We start from the raw sequence: 14,982 nt of genomic DNA on the forward strand, positions 1-14,982 counted from the left end.
GCGGAGGCGGCAGAGGCCGCGTTTGAGGAGTTCGCCGAGAAGTGGGGCAAGGCCTACCCGGCCATGATCAGGCTCTGGCGCAACGCCTGGACCGAGTTCGTGCCCTTCCTGGACTACGACGTCGAGATCCGCAAGGTCTTGTGCTCGACGAACGCGATCGAGAGTCTCAATGCCAGGTTCCGTAGGGCGGTGAGGGCTCGTGGGCACTTCCCGAACGAGCAGGCCGCGTTGAAGACGCTCTACCTGACCGTGAGATCGTTGGACCCCAAGGGCACCGGCCAGACCAGATGGGGCATGCGCTGGAAGCCAGCGTTGAACGCGTTCGCCACCACCTTCGCTGACCGCATGCCCGCGGCCAGCACCACCCAGTAGAACCCGCCACTTACACCGTTAATCGGACACTCCCGCCCGGGCTCGGGTGTGGGCGAGGCGGTAGGAGTTGGTGCCGGTTTCGATGATGGTGGCGTTGTAGGTGAGGCGGTCGACGATTGCTGCGCACAGGCGGGGGTCGGTGAAGGTGTCGGTCCAGGCGGAGAAGGACTGGTTGGCGGCGATCGCGATGGCGTTCTTCTCCTCGCGTTCGGTGAGGACTTGGAACAGCAGTTCGGCGCCTCGCCGGTCGAGTTCCATGTAGCCGAGCTCGTCAATGACGAGGAGGTCGACGCGGCCGTAGCGGTTGATGGTCTTGGTGAGTTGTTTCTCGTCGGCGGCTTCGACGAGCTCGTTCACGAGCCGGGTGGCGAGGGTGTATCGGACGCGGTAGCCCTGTTCGGCGGCGGCCGTCGCGAGGGCGATGAGCAGGTGGGATTTTCCGGTGCCGGAGTCCCCGATGAGGCACAGGGGGTCGCCGCGGCGGATCCAGTCGCCGGTGGCGAGTTCGTTGATGGTGGCGGGGTTGATGTTGGGGTTCGCGTCGAAGTCGAAGTCGGCGAGCCATTTCTCGCGGGGGAAGCCGGCGCTCTTGATGCGGCGCAGGGTGGAGCGTCGGTCGCGGTCGTCGACCTCGGCGAGGAGGAGTTCGGCGAGGAAGCCCTGGTAGGTGAGTTGTTCCTTCGTGGCGGCCGCGACGGCGTCGGCGACGACGGCGCGGATCGTGGGCAGCCGCAGCCGGCGGCAGGCCTGGTCGATCGCGGCCCGAGCGGCTTGTTCGGTGAGGCCCTGACGACGACGAAGGCTCGCGGGACGGCTGGTGCTGGTGGTGGTCATGGGGTTCCTGTCGGGGTGTTGTGGTGAGTCTCGGTGGGGGCCGGGGCGGGGTCGGGTTGGCGTCGGCGCAGGAGTTCGTCGTAGGCGGTGACGGTGGGCAGGGGCCGGGTGTCTTCGGGTAGCTGCGCGATGACCTGGTGCGGGTCGGTGGGGCGTCGGGGTGGCAGGTTCACGACCGTCCCGCCCCGGACCTTGGCGGCCAGGGTCGTGGGTGTGTGGCGTGGCGGCGGGCTTCCACGGCGACGACGTCGGGGCTGATCGCGCCCACCGACAGGGCTGAGGTGATGCCGGCGATCACCGCCTCGGCGGGGAGGGATCGGTGGAGCAGGAGCACGTCGATCAACGCTTGGGTGCCGGCCACGTCGCCGCTGGTCTTGCGGGCTGCGGCCCAGAACGCGTCGTGGGCTGCGGTGAATGCTCCGGCGGCGCGGGCCTGGGCGAGGGCGGTGGAGCCGGGGAACGCGTCGGGCTTGTGGCGTAGGACTTCGAGGTAGTGGTCCAGCTCGACCCGGGTCACGCCACGGGTGCCGAGGCGTGGGTGGGTGGCGAGGACGGTGCGGCCCTCGAACACGACCACGCACGAGGCCCGCAGGGACACGCGGACGCGTTGCCCGATGAGGTGCGCGGGGACGGAGTACTTGACCATGCGGACGGTGATCAGGGCGGAGCGGTCGACGCGGGGGTGGAGGATCAGGCCGGGGTCGAAGTCGTCGGCCGGCAACGGTGCCAGGTGGGGCAGCTCGGCGTGGTGGTCCTGCCCGATCGTGTTGGCGTGGCCGGTGATGCGGCGGGTGTTGTCGTCGTGCTCCCAGGCGCGGATCTTGTCGTTGAGTTCCAGGCCCGGGCGGCTTTCGCGTGCCCACGCGCTGGAGCGACGCGAGACGCAACGATCCGCCGACCGACCCGATGTCCTGCAGGTCATCGACTGGGCCCAACAGCACACCCATGGCGACCAGACCTGGTCGGTGGCACTCGTCGTCGATGACGAAGCCCAAGAGGCCCTCAACCCGGGCCACGGGCGAGGCCTCGTCTGGCTGGTGGGAGCAGACGGCAACGACAGCCCCTCCACACCCGACATCGCCGCAGCCCAACACCGGATGCTCACGCTCCGGGCCACCGGCGACATCCCCAGCGGGCCCTGTCTCCACCCGAAAGACTCTCGGTCGGATTCACCGCGCGCTCACTACGACGCCGAGGCCGACGCCGCCTACATCTACCTGGTGAACAAGATCGAGCCAGGCGAGGTGGCGAAGACCATTCCAGTCCCGTCCCTGGGCGACCCATGGATAGTCAACGTGGATGTTGACGAGCAAGGCCGACTCCTCGGACTGGAAGTCCTCGCAGCAAACCACCTCCTGCGGCCCGAGATGCTGCGCTGACCGCGGCAGTTTAGGAAGCGAGCTCCGACCGCTGGGCGAGGATCTGCTCGCGCAGAATGTCCCCGTGTCCACAGTGTTGGGCCAGCTCCCGGAGGACGTGGAGGCATACCCAGCCCAGGGGAAGCGGTCCCCGACGATTTCCGAGCAACACCTCATCGAGAGCCAGGGCGTCAACAGCGGCGCGCGAAGCTCGGACGGTCTTGGTGTAGGTCGTCGTCACGGACACGATGGTGTCCTCGGGTGAGAGTGCGAAGGACTCGTCAGGTCCGTCCACGATGCCCAGCTCGGCGCGTGAGCGCCCGGTCACGGCTCCCGAGAACCAGACCTGTTCGACGAAGGTGGCGTGTTTGACCAGGCCCAACAGTGTCGTCTTGGACGGCACGAGGGAACGGCGCGCTTCGGCCTCAGTCAGACCGTTGAGCAACCCCAAGATCATCTCCCGGTGTTGGTCGAGGAACACGGGCAGCTGGTCGGCGACGGGCAGCTGGTAGATCGCCGGATCATCGGGGTCAGTCATGGTGCGGATCGTGCCACGACGGGTCGTCAGGCGTCGACGCATTTGCCAACACCGAGTCAGAACGGAACGACCTGGTCGCGGCAGAACAGGACGTTTGTCAGGCAAGCAAGACGGGGAGCTGGCTGAGCGTGACGATGGCCTCCGTCTCTCGCTGTGGCCTGTCCTGTCCAGATGGATGGCCCGCCAGCCCGCCGCGCGGGATGCAAGGACATGGACCGGGCCCAAGCTCGGCCCATCCTGTAGCGACCTTCATCAGTGGCGGCAGGAGATTCTTCCCCTCCCACACATTCAGTACTTCAGCCATCCCGTAAGATTACGGACCGGCTCAGACATCCTGGCTATGTCAACCCCACTTGGCCCCGGGGTTACGGCCAGGAATGGACCCACCTTGCGCGAGACCAGCGGCATGAGCGGTTATCGGCTGGCGGTCGAAGCGAGCAGCGGGCAAGGATGGGTCTCTGGACCCGAGAACCACCCAGGAGGGGTTCACCATGAGCGAGCAAGGCACCGGCCCATGGGCCACACAGCGTTTGGTCATCCGCAAGGGCCGAGCCAGTGATGCCGAGGAGATCTGGCCCTGGCGCGAAGACGATGAGCTCAATCGGTGGCTGACCGCCATCCCCACCTCGCCAGAGCAGAACAAGGAACGGTGGGTCGCCGGGCTCGACAGCAACTACGTTGCCGAGATGGCCGGCACGATCGTGGCGACGGGCAAGATCGCACCGGAACAGGCATGGGCGCAGTCCGAGGTTGCCGACCAGGTCGACGGCGCACAGGTTGAGATCGGGTGGGTCGTGGCACCGGGCCATCAGGGCCAAGGGATCGGCACCGAGTTCGCCAGGGCCCTGCTGGACATCTCGTTCGCCTCGGGAGCTCGTCGGGTGACGGCCTACTGCTTCGCCGACAACGCCGCCTCAGCGCGCATCATGGAGAAGATCGGCATGCGCCGCGAGGCCCACTTCCGCACCGATTCCCTGCATCGTTCAGGACGGTGGCTCGACTCCTATGTATACGCAATCCTGGACACCGATCCCCGCTGATCGCGTCAGAGTCGGACGCTACGCGGTCCGCGGTCACAGCGGCAGATGCGGATGTCTCCGCTTCGGTCAACGACGCAGTCCTAGTGTGTCGATATGGACGATCGATGGAACCAGTTGACGGTGGCTCCGTGCCAACTACTCATGCCAGGCGGGAGCCCGGACAGCGCCCCCGATCACCAGTACCTGGGATTTGTGGTCGATGGTCGGAACTTCACCGACCTCTTCCCCGAGACCGGTGACATGGTGTCACCCTTCACGCTGGCTTGGCCGATACCTGTCATCACCGACCGGCTGGACACCCTCTTGGGTCGAGTCCCTGATCGCGATGTCGGCCCTGGTCGAGTCGTCCTGATGTCGTGTGCCGAATGTGGGGACCTGGCATGCGGTGCACTGACTGCCCGACTCAGTGTCCGGCCAACCGAGGTGATGTGGTCCGACTTCGCGTGGGAGTCCGGCGATGGGGATGCAGACTACTACGACAGTTCCCCGGAACTGATCTTTGACAGGCGGGGTTACGAGCGCGAACTCACTGCGGCCGCCCGGTTGCTCGCCGCAGCCCCCGTGGTCGATCACTGACCCCACGAGCTCAGCGGCAGAGTCGGACGCTACGCGGTCCGGGGTTTGGGTCCGCATACACGCTTAGTCTCGTGCTGCACCGCCCACCGCTCTCCATGCTCTGGCCCAGGTGAGCATGCCCAGAGCGCAGGTTCAGGACTCCTATCGAGACACTGCTGTCTTTCCGTTGCGGAATCGGAAAGACATGGGTACTGTTTCCGTCATGGAAAACAACGATTCGTACGACCCCGCCGCCGCGTTGGATGATGCGCGGCTGGCCCGTGAGCAGGTCGCCGCACGTGCTTCCGCGCCCGCGTATTACTACCCCGCTCTGGGCGCTGCCGTCGCAGTGTGCATCGCGGGAGAAGCCGCGGGAGGGCCACTGGCTGCACTCGGCGTGATTCTCCTCGCGGTGACGTCTGGTCTGCTCATCAGCAGGTACCGGGAAGCGACTGGACTGTGGGTGACGTACGGGTCTGCTGGCCGTCGCTCCCGCAGGGTGTGGCTCGGGTACGGGATGGCGTTGCTGGCGTTGCTGGCTGCAGCTGTATGGGTGCAGCTCACCGGTCGGCCCGCATGGTGGGGCGCTCCTCTCGGATTGCTAGGCTTGGCGGTGACCCTTGCCGTGGGACGGATCATGGAGCCTCGCCTGCGCGAGGAGCTCCGCACGGGCTCCACGGTCATGGGGAGGAAGTAATGGCCCGTGTCGAGCCGGCTTTCGACGAGGTGATTCACGCACCCCACCGGCTGCGTATCGCGGTGATGCTCGCCGCCGTCGACACGATGGAGTTCCAGGCCATTCGCGACGACCTGGACGTTGCGGACTCTGTCTTGTCCAAACAGCTCAAGGTGTTGAGCGAAGCAGACTATGTCACCCTCGACAAGCGACCAGGTCACGGCCGTCAACGCACCTGGGTGACACTCACATCGTCAGGACGCACAGCCCTTGCAGCACATCTCGCGGAACTACAACGCCTCGCCGCCATCGCCGCCCCCTGACCTTGGTGCCCGCGCATGCCGCATCGAGGGCGGCTACGCTCGCCCGCTCATGCCGTGTCCAGCGGGTTGTGGACGCCCTCTCCGGAGGTGGTCTATTACTGGTGATTAACAAATTAATCGTGAGTAATAGACCGTTACTGAGAAGGACTTCGGAAGGGGTCGTCACTGCCACAGGTTGAGCGTCTCCCACCCGTCGGGGACTCCGACGGAGTGCATGGTCAATGCGTGGGAGACGGGTTGCCTGGCGAGCTATCCACTCGGTCGATGTCCAGCCCGCACATGCGACCTGCGGCATGACAGTGACATCCTTGCCGCGTCTGAGAAGTGCCGTGCTGGTCAAGGGTGTGAAGTGCTCGCCCACCTCGTCGACCCAGCCGCTGCTTACACTCAGTGCCCATGAGTGCTCGGAAACGCAGCGTCGTCGGCCTTCTCGCACTGCTAAGCCTGCTGGCCGTGGCCGTAGGGGGCCGGTACATCGTGATCCAATGGCGCCAATCCGCACCGATCGGTGAGTTGGAATCGAACTGGGGCGTGAGGATGCCTCGGTCGTTGACCCCCATTGAACAGCGTTCCGAGCCCAGCTTTCATGGCGACGGCTACCGGATCAAGGTCTTCGCTCCTACTCTGCACACCACTACCGAGGGCACCTTTCTGGACGTCACCGCGATGTCCACCAAGCCACTTACAGCCGAGGAGCGCGGTCTGGTAACCCAAGCCAATGCCCAGTTGCGACCGGCCCATCCGCTGGACCCCGACACTCGCTCGTTGCGCAAAGCCCACGCCCTCATGCCAAACGGCTGGACTGACAACGAGTTCGTACTGGGCGTCTACGATCCCGCTACCGACCTCTTCTATGTCTATGAAAGTTTCATGTGAGGAGACAATCATCACCTCGTAATGCGGCCTAGTCTGACGCTACGCGACGACAGCGGCAGAAGCGGATGTTGGCGCGTCACTGCTCCCGTCCGGAGCTGATCCAGCGGGGATCGTCTGAGATGTTGCGATCACCGTGCACGGTGCGTGCGATGTGGTCCAGGAGGTCCATCTGGGGCGGCGTGAGGTCGATGTCTGCGCTGCCGAGGTTCTCGATCATGCGGGATGCCGTGCGTGAACCTGGGATCGGGACGCAGGCGACTCGGAACTGCTCGGCCTTCTGCAGCAGCCACGCCAGGGAGATCTGTGCGTTGGTGGCTCCGACCTCGGCGGCAACGCGGCTGACGCTCGCGAGCGCCTGCTGGTTGGCATCCCACCCGGCCCCCATGCGCTCCGTGCGGCCGCGGAGGTCGGTCGCGATCTGCTCGGGGGTGAGGGTGCCGGTGAGGAAGCCTCGTCCCAAGGGGCTGTAGGGCACGAATCCGATCCCGAGTTCCGCGCAGGCCGGGACCACGTGAGCCTCGACGTCACGCGACCACAGGCTCCATTCGGACTGGACGGCCGTGATCGCGGCCGTCGCGTGGGCTCGACGCAGTTCTTCCGCGGTGACCTCTGACAGGCCGAGGTGACGTACCTTGCCCTGGGTGACGAGCTGGGCCATGGCGCCCACGGTCTCCTCGATGGGGATGTCGGGGTCGGTGCGGTGCAGGTAGTACAGGTCGATGGTCTCGACGCCGAGGCGGCGCAGCGACGCGTCGCAGGCCTGGGACACGTGCTCGGGACGTCCGTCGGTGGACTTCTGCCCTCGGTGGTCCTCACCAAGGGTGATGCCTGTGATGCCGAACTTCGTGCCCAACTGCACGTCGTCGCGGCGGCGGGCGAGCAGGGGTGCGAGCATCTCCTCGTTCGTCCCGGCTGGGCCGCTGCTGCCAGCACGGGGCGCCCCGTAGACGTCGGCCGTGTCCAGGAAGGTGATGCCCGCGTCGATCGACTCGTCGAGGGTTCGGCGGGCCTGGGCGTCGGTGGTGCCGCCGTAGATGTGGCTCAGGGCCATGCAGCCGAACCCGATCGGGGATGTGGTGAGGGTGCCGAGGGTGGTCATGTTGTCGGGCCTTCCTGGTAGGTGGCGATCTTGTACTCGGTCGCTGCGAGGGCCAGTTGGAGTTGGCCGATCTGTCGGCGCAGGGTGTCGCGGTGTTCGAGCATGAGGTCGAGTCGTTGGGGGATGGTCTGTGGTCCCGCGTCGACCAGGTTCAGGTACTCCTTGAGGTCGGCGATCGGCATCCCTGCGGTGCGCATGCGAGTGATGAACACCAGCCGGCGGATGGCGGGTGAGTCGTAGCGGCGGTGTCCGACGTCGTCCCTGGCGACGGCGACCATGCCAATGCGTTCGTAGTAGCGCAGTGTGTGGGCGGTGACGTCCAGGTGGTCGGCTGCTTTGGTGATGTCCCACCACGTCGTGGGGTCATCTCGAAGCAGATCTTCCAGTGCCTCGACCGAGATCCCGCCGGGTGGGTCGGTGGCGAGGCGGAGGGCCTGTTCCAGCTCGGTGTTCATGTCGGTGACGCTACGGCTTCGAGCGCGCTCGAACGCAACACCCGCTTGCGGAGACCTCCGGTGGCGCAGTCGCAAGGAAGGTCCGCACATCGGCGGATGATCGATGTCATGCACATCTGATGGCGTCAGCGACGGGGAGATGCGGTCCGGCCTTCCGGAACTACGTCGACATGCTTTCGGCCCTGGCGGATGACCGGCCGTTCGATGTGTCCGTTCTGCCGTGTCGTGGCGTCTGCGGCCGCCTCTCGGCGGTCATCGTTCCATCGTGCGACGTGGGTGACGAGTCGCGCTTCGAGCTGCCCTTCGGAAGTCCTCGTCTGCTGGCTGAGTCGCTCCAGGCCCTGCTGCCAGGTGCCGGGGTGGGCGGCTGCGATGGCGGTGAGCGCTCGGTCGATAGCGGCATCGTCGCTCGCGGAGCTGACGATCCGGTCGGTGATGGAGGTCGCGTCGTCGAGGCATCGGGTGAGCGCTTCTGGGCCGTGGGTGATGAGCAGCTCGGCGGGGTCGCTGCCGTCCGGGAGATCGGCGCGCAGGCTGTTGGTGCGGTGGACGGCGAGTTTGAAGTGATCCTTGACGGCGGCGGTGTTTCCAGCGGCGTCGTTGTCGGTGGCCAGAACCACGCGCTCCTGGTCGGCCAGGAGTGCTGCTTGCTGGTCGGTGAGGGAAGTACCCAGGGGCGCGAGGCCGGTGTAGCGGCCGGCAGTGGCCAAGGTGACGGCGACGGCGTCGAGGGGGCCTTCGACGATGACCGGGGTGCTGTTGGCGGTGGGGTGGCCGTAGAACTGGTCGCCCTTGCTGTAGATCGGGGTCGTCGGGGTGTTGAGGTACTTGGGCCCGGCCTTGTCGGCGGGCAGGGTCGGGTTGGCCCGGGCGACGAAGCCGAGGATGCGCCCGTCCGCATCGGTGATGGGCAGGGTGAGGCGGTCGCGGAAGCGGTCTATGAGGTTGCCGGTGGAGGCAGGTTTGACGAGTCCGGCGGTGAGCATTTCGAGGTCGGTGACGCCGTGGCGGCGTAGGTGGTCGGCGAGGTTGGTCCAGCCGGCGGGGGCGTGTCCGGGTTGGATCGTGGGGTGACTGGTGAGGTCGACGCCGAGGCGTTCGGCGAGGTAGGGCTGGGCCCATGATCCCTGGAGCTGGCTGGCGTAGTAGTCCTGGGCGAGTTGGTTGACTTGGTGGAGCCGCTCGGCGGGGACGGGGGAGTCGGCCAGGGCGTCGGCGCGGTCGAGTTGGTGGCGCAGCATGGCGTCGCTGGGCGGGGTGGGTCCGGTGGCGTCGCGGATCATGCCTAGCAGCGCCAGTCGGGTGGCGGGGTCGTCCGGGCTCGGGAGTTCCACCGCCGCCTGCTCGGCCGTCGGTGCGGTGTCCGGGGTGGGTTCGGGTGTGGTGGTGCGGGTGAGGCGCCAGAGCAGGGCTGCGGCGGGATGGTCGTCGGGTAGGGGTTTGGTGGTGATGGTGTCGGCGAGGGTGCCGTGGACGTCGTGGCCGGTGGCGTGGAGGTCGTCGAGTCGGTGGGCGAGTCGGGTCAGGGCGGGGTCTTGGGTTAGTCGTTCTCCGATGGCTTCGAGGATGGGCTTCCAGCGTTCGAGTGCGGGGTCGTTTTGGTCGATGGATTGGTCGAGGGCGCGTTGGTATTGGGCGGCTTGGCGGGTGGTCTGGCGTGGTCCGGTGGGGCGTGGGTCGGTGTCGGGGACGTTGTTGGCGTCGCGCCAGATCGCGAGCTGGCGGCGGGTGTCGTCGGTGCAGGGCAGGGCAGCCCACGACGCGTCCGGGAACGGCAGACGTGCGACCTGGCCGGCGAGGGTGGTGACGAGGTCGGCGCGTTGCTGCGCCCAGGTGCCCCACGCGGGATCGTCGTGGATGCGGGTAGGGATGCCGGGCAGCCATGGCAGGGGCCCCGAAGTGAGGGGATGTCGGACATCGAGGCGCCAAGCGAGGGTGGCGGCCTTGTCGCGGGCGTCGTCGAGGGTGTGTTGGGCGTGGGCTGCGGTGAGTGCGGTGAGGGGGTTGGTGCCGTTGCTGGCGATGAGGATGAGGTGGTTGCGCAGGGCGGGCCAGGCGGGTTCGTCGGTGATGCCGGGTTCGAGGGTTTCGGCGTGGTCCTCGATGGTGGCGATGGCGTGGGGGCCGAGGAGGTGTTCGGCTGCGGTGGTGATGCCGTCGGCATAAGCGGCGACGGCGTCGGCGAGCAGTCGGGCGGGGTGGTGGTGGTCGGCGTGCTGGGTGGTGGCCGAGCGTGCGGCGTCGTCGCGGGTGAGGATCTGTTCGAGCAGGTCGGTGGGTGTGGGCGGTGTGGTGGCGTCGGGTTGGGTGAGCAGCGCTGGGTCGCCGTCTCCGGTGGTTTGCAGCCACAGGTGGTTGGCGTGGCGTCCGCGGGTGAGCATGGTGTAGAGCTGCTGGCGTGACTGCTCGGGGGTGGCGATGCCGTGGGTGACGTCGGCGGAGATGCCTTGGGCGGCGTGGATGGTGGTGGCGTAGCCGAGTTCGACGGCGGCGGTGACGTAGTCGGCGGGGACGGTGACGTGGCGTCGGGATTGGTGGTGCTGCACGGCGAGGGATCCGTCGGGGCCGATGGCGGTGACGTGCCAGCGGTCGCCGTTCTTGACCCAGTCGGTGCGGCTGGTGCGTAGGCGGCGGTCGTTGCGGCGGGTGATGACGGTGTCGCCGATCCGGGCGTGGTTGCCGTCAGCCAGCGCCGCGCTGGGGCCGGTGGCGTGGGGGCCGAGGTGGTGGGTCTGGGCGCGGTGGTTGAGTTCGGCGACCAGGTCGCGAGTAGGGGCGAGCATGATCGCGTCGCGGCCGGCGGCCTTGTCGTGGGTCCAGGCGGTGAAGGCGTTGTCGGTGATGGTGGCCAGGTCGCCGACGTGGACGCGGTCGTTGTCGAGGTAGAAGCCGATCGCGGCCGTGTCGCCCTGGCGGAGGGCGAGGGAGGCGGCGGCTTCGGCGGGGTCGGTGAAGCGCATCAGTTCGTCGAGGGTGGCGGCGCCGTGTCGTGTTTGGATGTCGCGCAGCAGGCCGCCGGAGCCGATGGCGGCGAGCTGTTGGTCGTCCCCGATCAGCCGGACGACGGCGCCGCGGCTGGTGGCCCAGCCGGTGACGGTGGCCAGGGTGAGGGTGTCGGCCATGCCTGCCTCGTCGATTATGACCATCGACCCGCTGGTGATGGTCTGGGCCCAGTGGGGGAGTTGGTCGTGGGTGATGCCCCAGGCGAGTTTGGCGAGGGTGTCGGCCTCCAAACCGGTCGCGGTGGACAGTTGGGACGCGGCTGCGGCGGAGGGGGCGAGGCCGACGACGGAGTGGCCGGAGGCCTCCCACGCCGCGGCAAGGGCGTGCATGGCGGTGGTCTTGCCCGACCCGGCCGGCGCGATCGCGAGCTGCACCAGACGCCCCGACGTGGCCAGCTGCTCCACCAGCGCCGCCTGGCCCGCGTTGAGGGCGAAACCCCGCTCGGCGGCTGACACCGCCAACAATGCCTCCAGCACCGGCTGCGCAATAGACGTCCCGCCGTCTGTGCCGGCAAGGGCAAGGATGTCTCGTTCGGCGTGCAGGATGCGGTGGGAGGTGAACAGGGTCGATCCGGCGACGGTGTACACGCTCGACCCGTCCACCCGGCGCAGCGGTGCGGGTTCGGTGATCCCGAAGGTGGGCTTCTCCAATGGGACGGATGCTTCGAGGGCCATGGTCGTGAGCAGGTCGACGGCGGCATCGACCTTGCCGGTGGGGGTGGCGGTCAGTCGCACCTGTCGTTGGGCCTCGGCCCTGACATCGGTGCGTCGCCACGTCGCGCCACGTCGTTCCATCGCCGCCACGACATGTGCGGTGGCGGCGTCGAACCAGCCACTGTCGGCCACCGGCAAGTCCTGCGTTTGGATGGGGTGCAGGGCGGCATCGACGACCGTGTTGATCGCCTGCGGGCTGCCGAGGATGTCGATGGCCTCGGCCCGCCACGCGGCGCGTTGCTCGGCGATGGTGCGGGGAGCGTGTTTGGCGTCGCGGGTCTCGAGCGTGGCGCGCTGCGCCAGGTCGTAGCCCTCTACGACAGTCGGCGGACGTCCATGGTCGTCCTGGAACGAGGACGCGAGTTCACCGCGTCGCTGTTCGATGGCTCGACGCCGCGACGACCACCGCTCGTTGAGTTCGGCCGGCACGCCGACCACCTCACGCACCGGACGCTTGCCTGCGCCCATGGCGCGGTCCTCGAACCGCAGCCCGTGCGCTTCGAGGCGCTTGTAGAGGGCGGTGTTGTAGGTCTCGGAGGCCGCGACGACGCCTTGGTAGAGGAGCCGGGCGTCGATCGCCAGCCACTTGCCCGAGCCCGTGGCACGGACCTTGTTCGCCACCGCGACATGCGTGTGCAGGTCAGGATCGCCGGCGCGGGAGTCACGGTGGGTGAACGCCGCCCCGACCAGACCGTCGACGTCGACCTGCCGCACCCCCTTCGCCCCTTCGCGCGTGTAGAGCAGATGCTCCTCGACGAACCGCAGCGCCTCCGCCACCGCGTCGTGGTGGGCGCGTTCGACCATCGCCGCGGTCGGCAAGTCGGCGATCGCCCACAACGTCGACACGCTCTTCGGCGGCGAGAAGGTCAGGTCGAAACCGGACACCACCGAACGCCCTGGCCGCGAGTACCGCGCCACCGCACCCGCCAGCTCCCGAGCATCGGTGTGCGGGCGGCCCATCTCCCGGACGAAGAACTCCGCCGCCACCTGGCTGCGGATCCCGGCCCGCACCTCACCCGGAACCCGAGCATCCGCCTCCAGACCACGGCTGACGTTCCACTCCGCCACCCGACGCGCCACCTCGACACGGAAGTTCGACACCTCCGATGGCAACTTGAACGATGCCCCCAACCGATAGGCCGCCAACAGCTCACGCTCCGACGCATCCGCACCCAGCCCGGCGGCCCGCTCGTGCCCCAGCGGGTGCTGCCCGGCCCCGAACAAGAACTGCATCTGCTCAGCAGTCACCTGCGACCCGGCGAAGTCGTCACTGATCGCCGCGCAGCCCCTGCCCACCCAAGTGCCGGGGGTTTCGCCTTGCTCGGAGTAGTAGGTCGTCAGGCCTTGGTGGCCCTTCTCCGTCGAATCCTGCACAGCAACCTGCCGGGTCAGGTAGTCATACCCAGACCCGGCCGACAGCTTGTGCAGCGACATGGTCACGACTGCCCAACCCAGGGGTCGGGGCGTGGTGCCGAGTATCACGAACGAAGGCAGATCGCGCCGAGTCACGGACGTTGGCTCGCGTCACCCCATCCGCCAGTGCCGTCCGGGACATCGGGACAACCAAGACCTCGGTTAGGCGACAAAGGCCCCAACCTCGAGTTCGAAAGCGGCGTCAACCTCCGGCTGGAGGGCCTCCCCGAACGGCACTTCCTGGCCCTGAGTGCAAGAGGTGTGTGGCGCTTGATGGGCTCGTGTTTCCCCGGAGGTTCGTCCTGGCGGCTGGTGAGCACCGGGGGCGTCGCGTTCGCTTGGGTCTTCGTCAGGGTGGCTCGGAAGGGGCGAAGTCAATGGGACGTCAGCAGGAACGGGTGGCTGCGAGGCGAGCGATTCATGAGGCTCGGGTGGCGCGGTTGCAGCAGCAGCGCGAACGGGAATCGGCGTTGACCGATCTGGCCGTGCGTGTCCAGGTGGAGCTGCGCACCGGAGCCAAGGCGCTGGCCGACGCGGAGGCGCGCGCCGGTGCGCTGATCGAGGAGATGGTGACCGTCCACGGGTTGACCGCGACGCAGGTGGCTGAGTGGTGCGCTGGCGGGCTCAGCGTCCGTGAGGTCGGCCGGCTGCGGCGTCTTGATCCACATCAAGATGCGACTGGCGGAACGTCGGGCGAGTGAGTTCACGACAGTGACGAACCGCATACCGAATGAGTCACTGAGGGGATCTGCGAGGCAACGCGTGCTCAGTGTCGGTCGAGGTCGACGTCGACTTCGGCGGCGATGGCTCGCACGAGTCTGGTGAGGCGGGCTGTTCGTTCGGGCATGGTGGTGCGGTAACCGTGCAGGGTGAGCAGGCCGGGGCCGGTGAAGGCGTGGGCGCGGGCTCTGAGCCATGTGGTTTCGTCAGCGCCTGCGGCCTCGCGCAATGTTCGGCGTGCTGGAGGGTCCAGGAAGCTCCAGGCGTAGAGGAGGTCGATGGCGGGGTCGCCGATGCCACATGATCCGAAGTCGATCACTCCGGCCAGGTGTCCGTCGGCGTGGACAAGGATATTTTCGGAGGATAGGTCGGTGTGTACCAAGCACGGCGTGGTGGTGGCCGGGGGAACATTGTGGACTCGGCGCCAGGCTTCGCGCACGGCGGCGGGGTCGAAGAGATCCGCGAGCGCGTCGGCGGCCTCGTCGGCCCAGGCATCGCTCTGATCTGTGACCGGTTCACCGCAGCGATAACCCCACCGTTCGGCTCCGGTGGGCGTGCCGGCGACATCCACGCGATGGAGCTGCTGCAGGAAGGCTCCGAGGTCCTGCGCCAGGACGTGTTGCTCGGCGGGCCCCAGTCCCCCGAGGCGATTGCCGCTGATCCAGGACACGATTGCCCACGGACGTTTGAACGTGGCCGATGGCTTCCCGAACACGATGAGCTCCGGCGTCGGCGCGCTGGTGGCTGGAGTGACTCGCGGCAACCACAGCTCTTCGTTCTCGATGGCTTCGACATAGTCGTCGGTGCGAGGTAGGCGGACTGCCAGGTCGTCGCCGAGCCGGAAGACCCAGTTGCTGCTCCCCGCATCCAGGCTGGGGCTGATGGGCAACCGCTCCAGCTGGGGCGCTTGTTCGCGCACCAGCTGCCTCACCACGTCGATGTCAGGAGTGCGGTTCGCGGTGCCGGCCAAGTCCGGGGTCACAGGGTCACGATTCCACGCATGGGCT

The 14,982-nt window shown here is 67.5% G+C and carries 12 protein-coding genes and 1 pseudogene; 6 read left to right on the top strand and 7 right to left on the bottom strand.

All coding sequences use genetic code 11. From position 1 onward, the window contains the following. On the top strand, nt 1-372 hold a 372-nt coding region (locus ABD089_RS06295; protein ID WP_343885406.1), incomplete at its 5' end, for a transposase. Nucleotides 373-390: 18 nt separating this feature from the next. Here ABD089_RS06295 and istB read toward each other — a convergent pair. Continuing rightward, nucleotides 391-1,206 carry an IS21-like element helper ATPase IstB gene (istB, locus tag ABD089_RS06300; RefSeq protein WP_343885407.1) on the bottom strand — a complete coding sequence of 272 codons (816 nt, stop codon included), beginning with the start codon at nt 1,204-1,206 and terminating at the stop codon, nt 391-393. After that, nucleotides 1,203-2,041: pseudogene (locus tag ABD089_RS06305) on the bottom strand (Mu transposase domain-containing protein); the annotation flags it as partial. The pseudogene ABD089_RS06305 and the gene istB, both read right to left, overlap by 4 nt. Nucleotides 2,042-2,171: 130 nt before the next feature. Here ABD089_RS06305 and ABD089_RS06310 point away from each other — a divergent pair. Continuing rightward, the gene (locus tag ABD089_RS06310; RefSeq protein ID WP_343885408.1) at nt 2,172-2,585 is read left to right on the top strand and encodes a DUF2283 domain-containing protein; all 414 of its coding nucleotides are present in this window, start codon (nt 2,172-2,174) and stop codon (nt 2,583-2,585) included. A 10-nt stretch (nt 2,586-2,595) separates the two neighbouring features. On the opposite strand, the gene ABD089_RS06315 is transcribed toward ABD089_RS06310, so the two are convergent. Continuing rightward, nucleotides 2,596-3,102 carry a DinB family protein gene (locus ABD089_RS06315; protein WP_343885409.1) on the bottom strand — a complete coding sequence of 169 codons (507 nt, stop codon included), beginning with the start codon at nt 3,100-3,102 and terminating at the stop codon, nt 2,596-2,598. Between the two features lie 491 nt (nt 3,103-3,593). On the opposite strand from ABD089_RS06315, the gene ABD089_RS06320 reads away from it, so the two are divergent. The 3 genes from ABD089_RS06320 (at nt 3,594) to ABD089_RS06330 (ending at nt 6,572) form a co-directional block, all read left to right on the top strand. Then, nucleotides 3,594-4,142 carry a GNAT family N-acetyltransferase gene (locus ABD089_RS06320; protein ID WP_129459400.1) on the top strand — a complete coding sequence of 183 codons (549 nt, stop codon included), beginning with the start codon at nt 3,594-3,596 and terminating at the stop codon, nt 4,140-4,142. A gap of 1,251 nt (nt 4,143-5,393) precedes the next feature. Further along, a complete protein-coding gene (locus ABD089_RS06325) occupies nt 5,394-5,696 on the top strand; it encodes a transcriptional regulator (protein ID WP_343885410.1) in 303 nt (100 codons plus the stop codon). Between the two features lie 396 nt (nt 5,697-6,092). Further along, nucleotides 6,093-6,572 (top strand): hypothetical protein, encoded by a 480-nt coding sequence (locus ABD089_RS06330; protein ID WP_343885411.1) that lies wholly within the window; start codon nt 6,093-6,095, stop codon nt 6,570-6,572. Nucleotides 6,573-6,648: 76 nt separating this feature from the next. Here the strand turns inward: ABD089_RS06330 and ABD089_RS06335 are convergent, their stop codons facing one another. The 3 genes from ABD089_RS06335 to mobF all read right to left on the bottom strand — a co-directional run bounded on the left by ABD089_RS06335 (nt 6,649) and on the right by mobF (nt 13,276). After that, nucleotides 6,649-7,671 carry an aldo/keto reductase gene (locus ABD089_RS06335; RefSeq protein WP_343885412.1) on the bottom strand — a complete coding sequence of 341 codons (1,023 nt, stop codon included), beginning with the start codon at nt 7,669-7,671 and terminating at the stop codon, nt 6,649-6,651. Next, nucleotides 7,668-8,126 (bottom strand): MerR family transcriptional regulator, encoded by a 459-nt coding sequence (locus ABD089_RS06340; protein WP_343885413.1) that lies wholly within the window; start codon nt 8,124-8,126, stop codon nt 7,668-7,670. Before ABD089_RS06340 ends, ABD089_RS06335 begins: the two co-directional genes overlap by 4 nt. A 125-nt stretch (nt 8,127-8,251) precedes the next feature. Further along, nucleotides 8,252-13,276 carry a MobF family relaxase gene (mobF, locus tag ABD089_RS06345; protein WP_343885414.1) on the bottom strand — a complete coding sequence of 1,675 codons (5,025 nt, stop codon included), beginning with the start codon at nt 13,274-13,276 and terminating at the stop codon, nt 8,252-8,254. Nucleotides 13,277-13,632: 356 nt separating this feature from the next. Here mobF and ABD089_RS06350 point away from each other — a divergent pair, with 356 nt between their 5' ends. Continuing rightward, nucleotides 13,633-13,956 carry a hypothetical protein gene (locus tag ABD089_RS06350; RefSeq protein WP_343885415.1) on the top strand — a complete coding sequence of 108 codons (324 nt, stop codon included), beginning with the start codon at nt 13,633-13,635 and terminating at the stop codon, nt 13,954-13,956. Nucleotides 13,957-14,021: 65 nt separating this feature from the next. Here the strand turns inward: ABD089_RS06350 and ABD089_RS06355 are convergent, their stop codons facing one another. After that, on the bottom strand, nt 14,022-14,957 hold the full coding sequence (locus ABD089_RS06355; RefSeq protein WP_343885416.1) for an aminoglycoside phosphotransferase family protein: 936 nt from the start codon (nt 14,955-14,957) through the stop codon (nt 14,022-14,024). Between the last annotated feature and the right edge of the window lie 25 nt (nt 14,958-14,982).

Source organism: Luteococcus sanguinis (genome assembly GCF_039527675.1).
GTDB classification, from domain to species: Bacteria; Actinomycetota; Actinomycetes; order Propionibacteriales; family Propionibacteriaceae; genus Luteococcus; species Luteococcus sanguinis.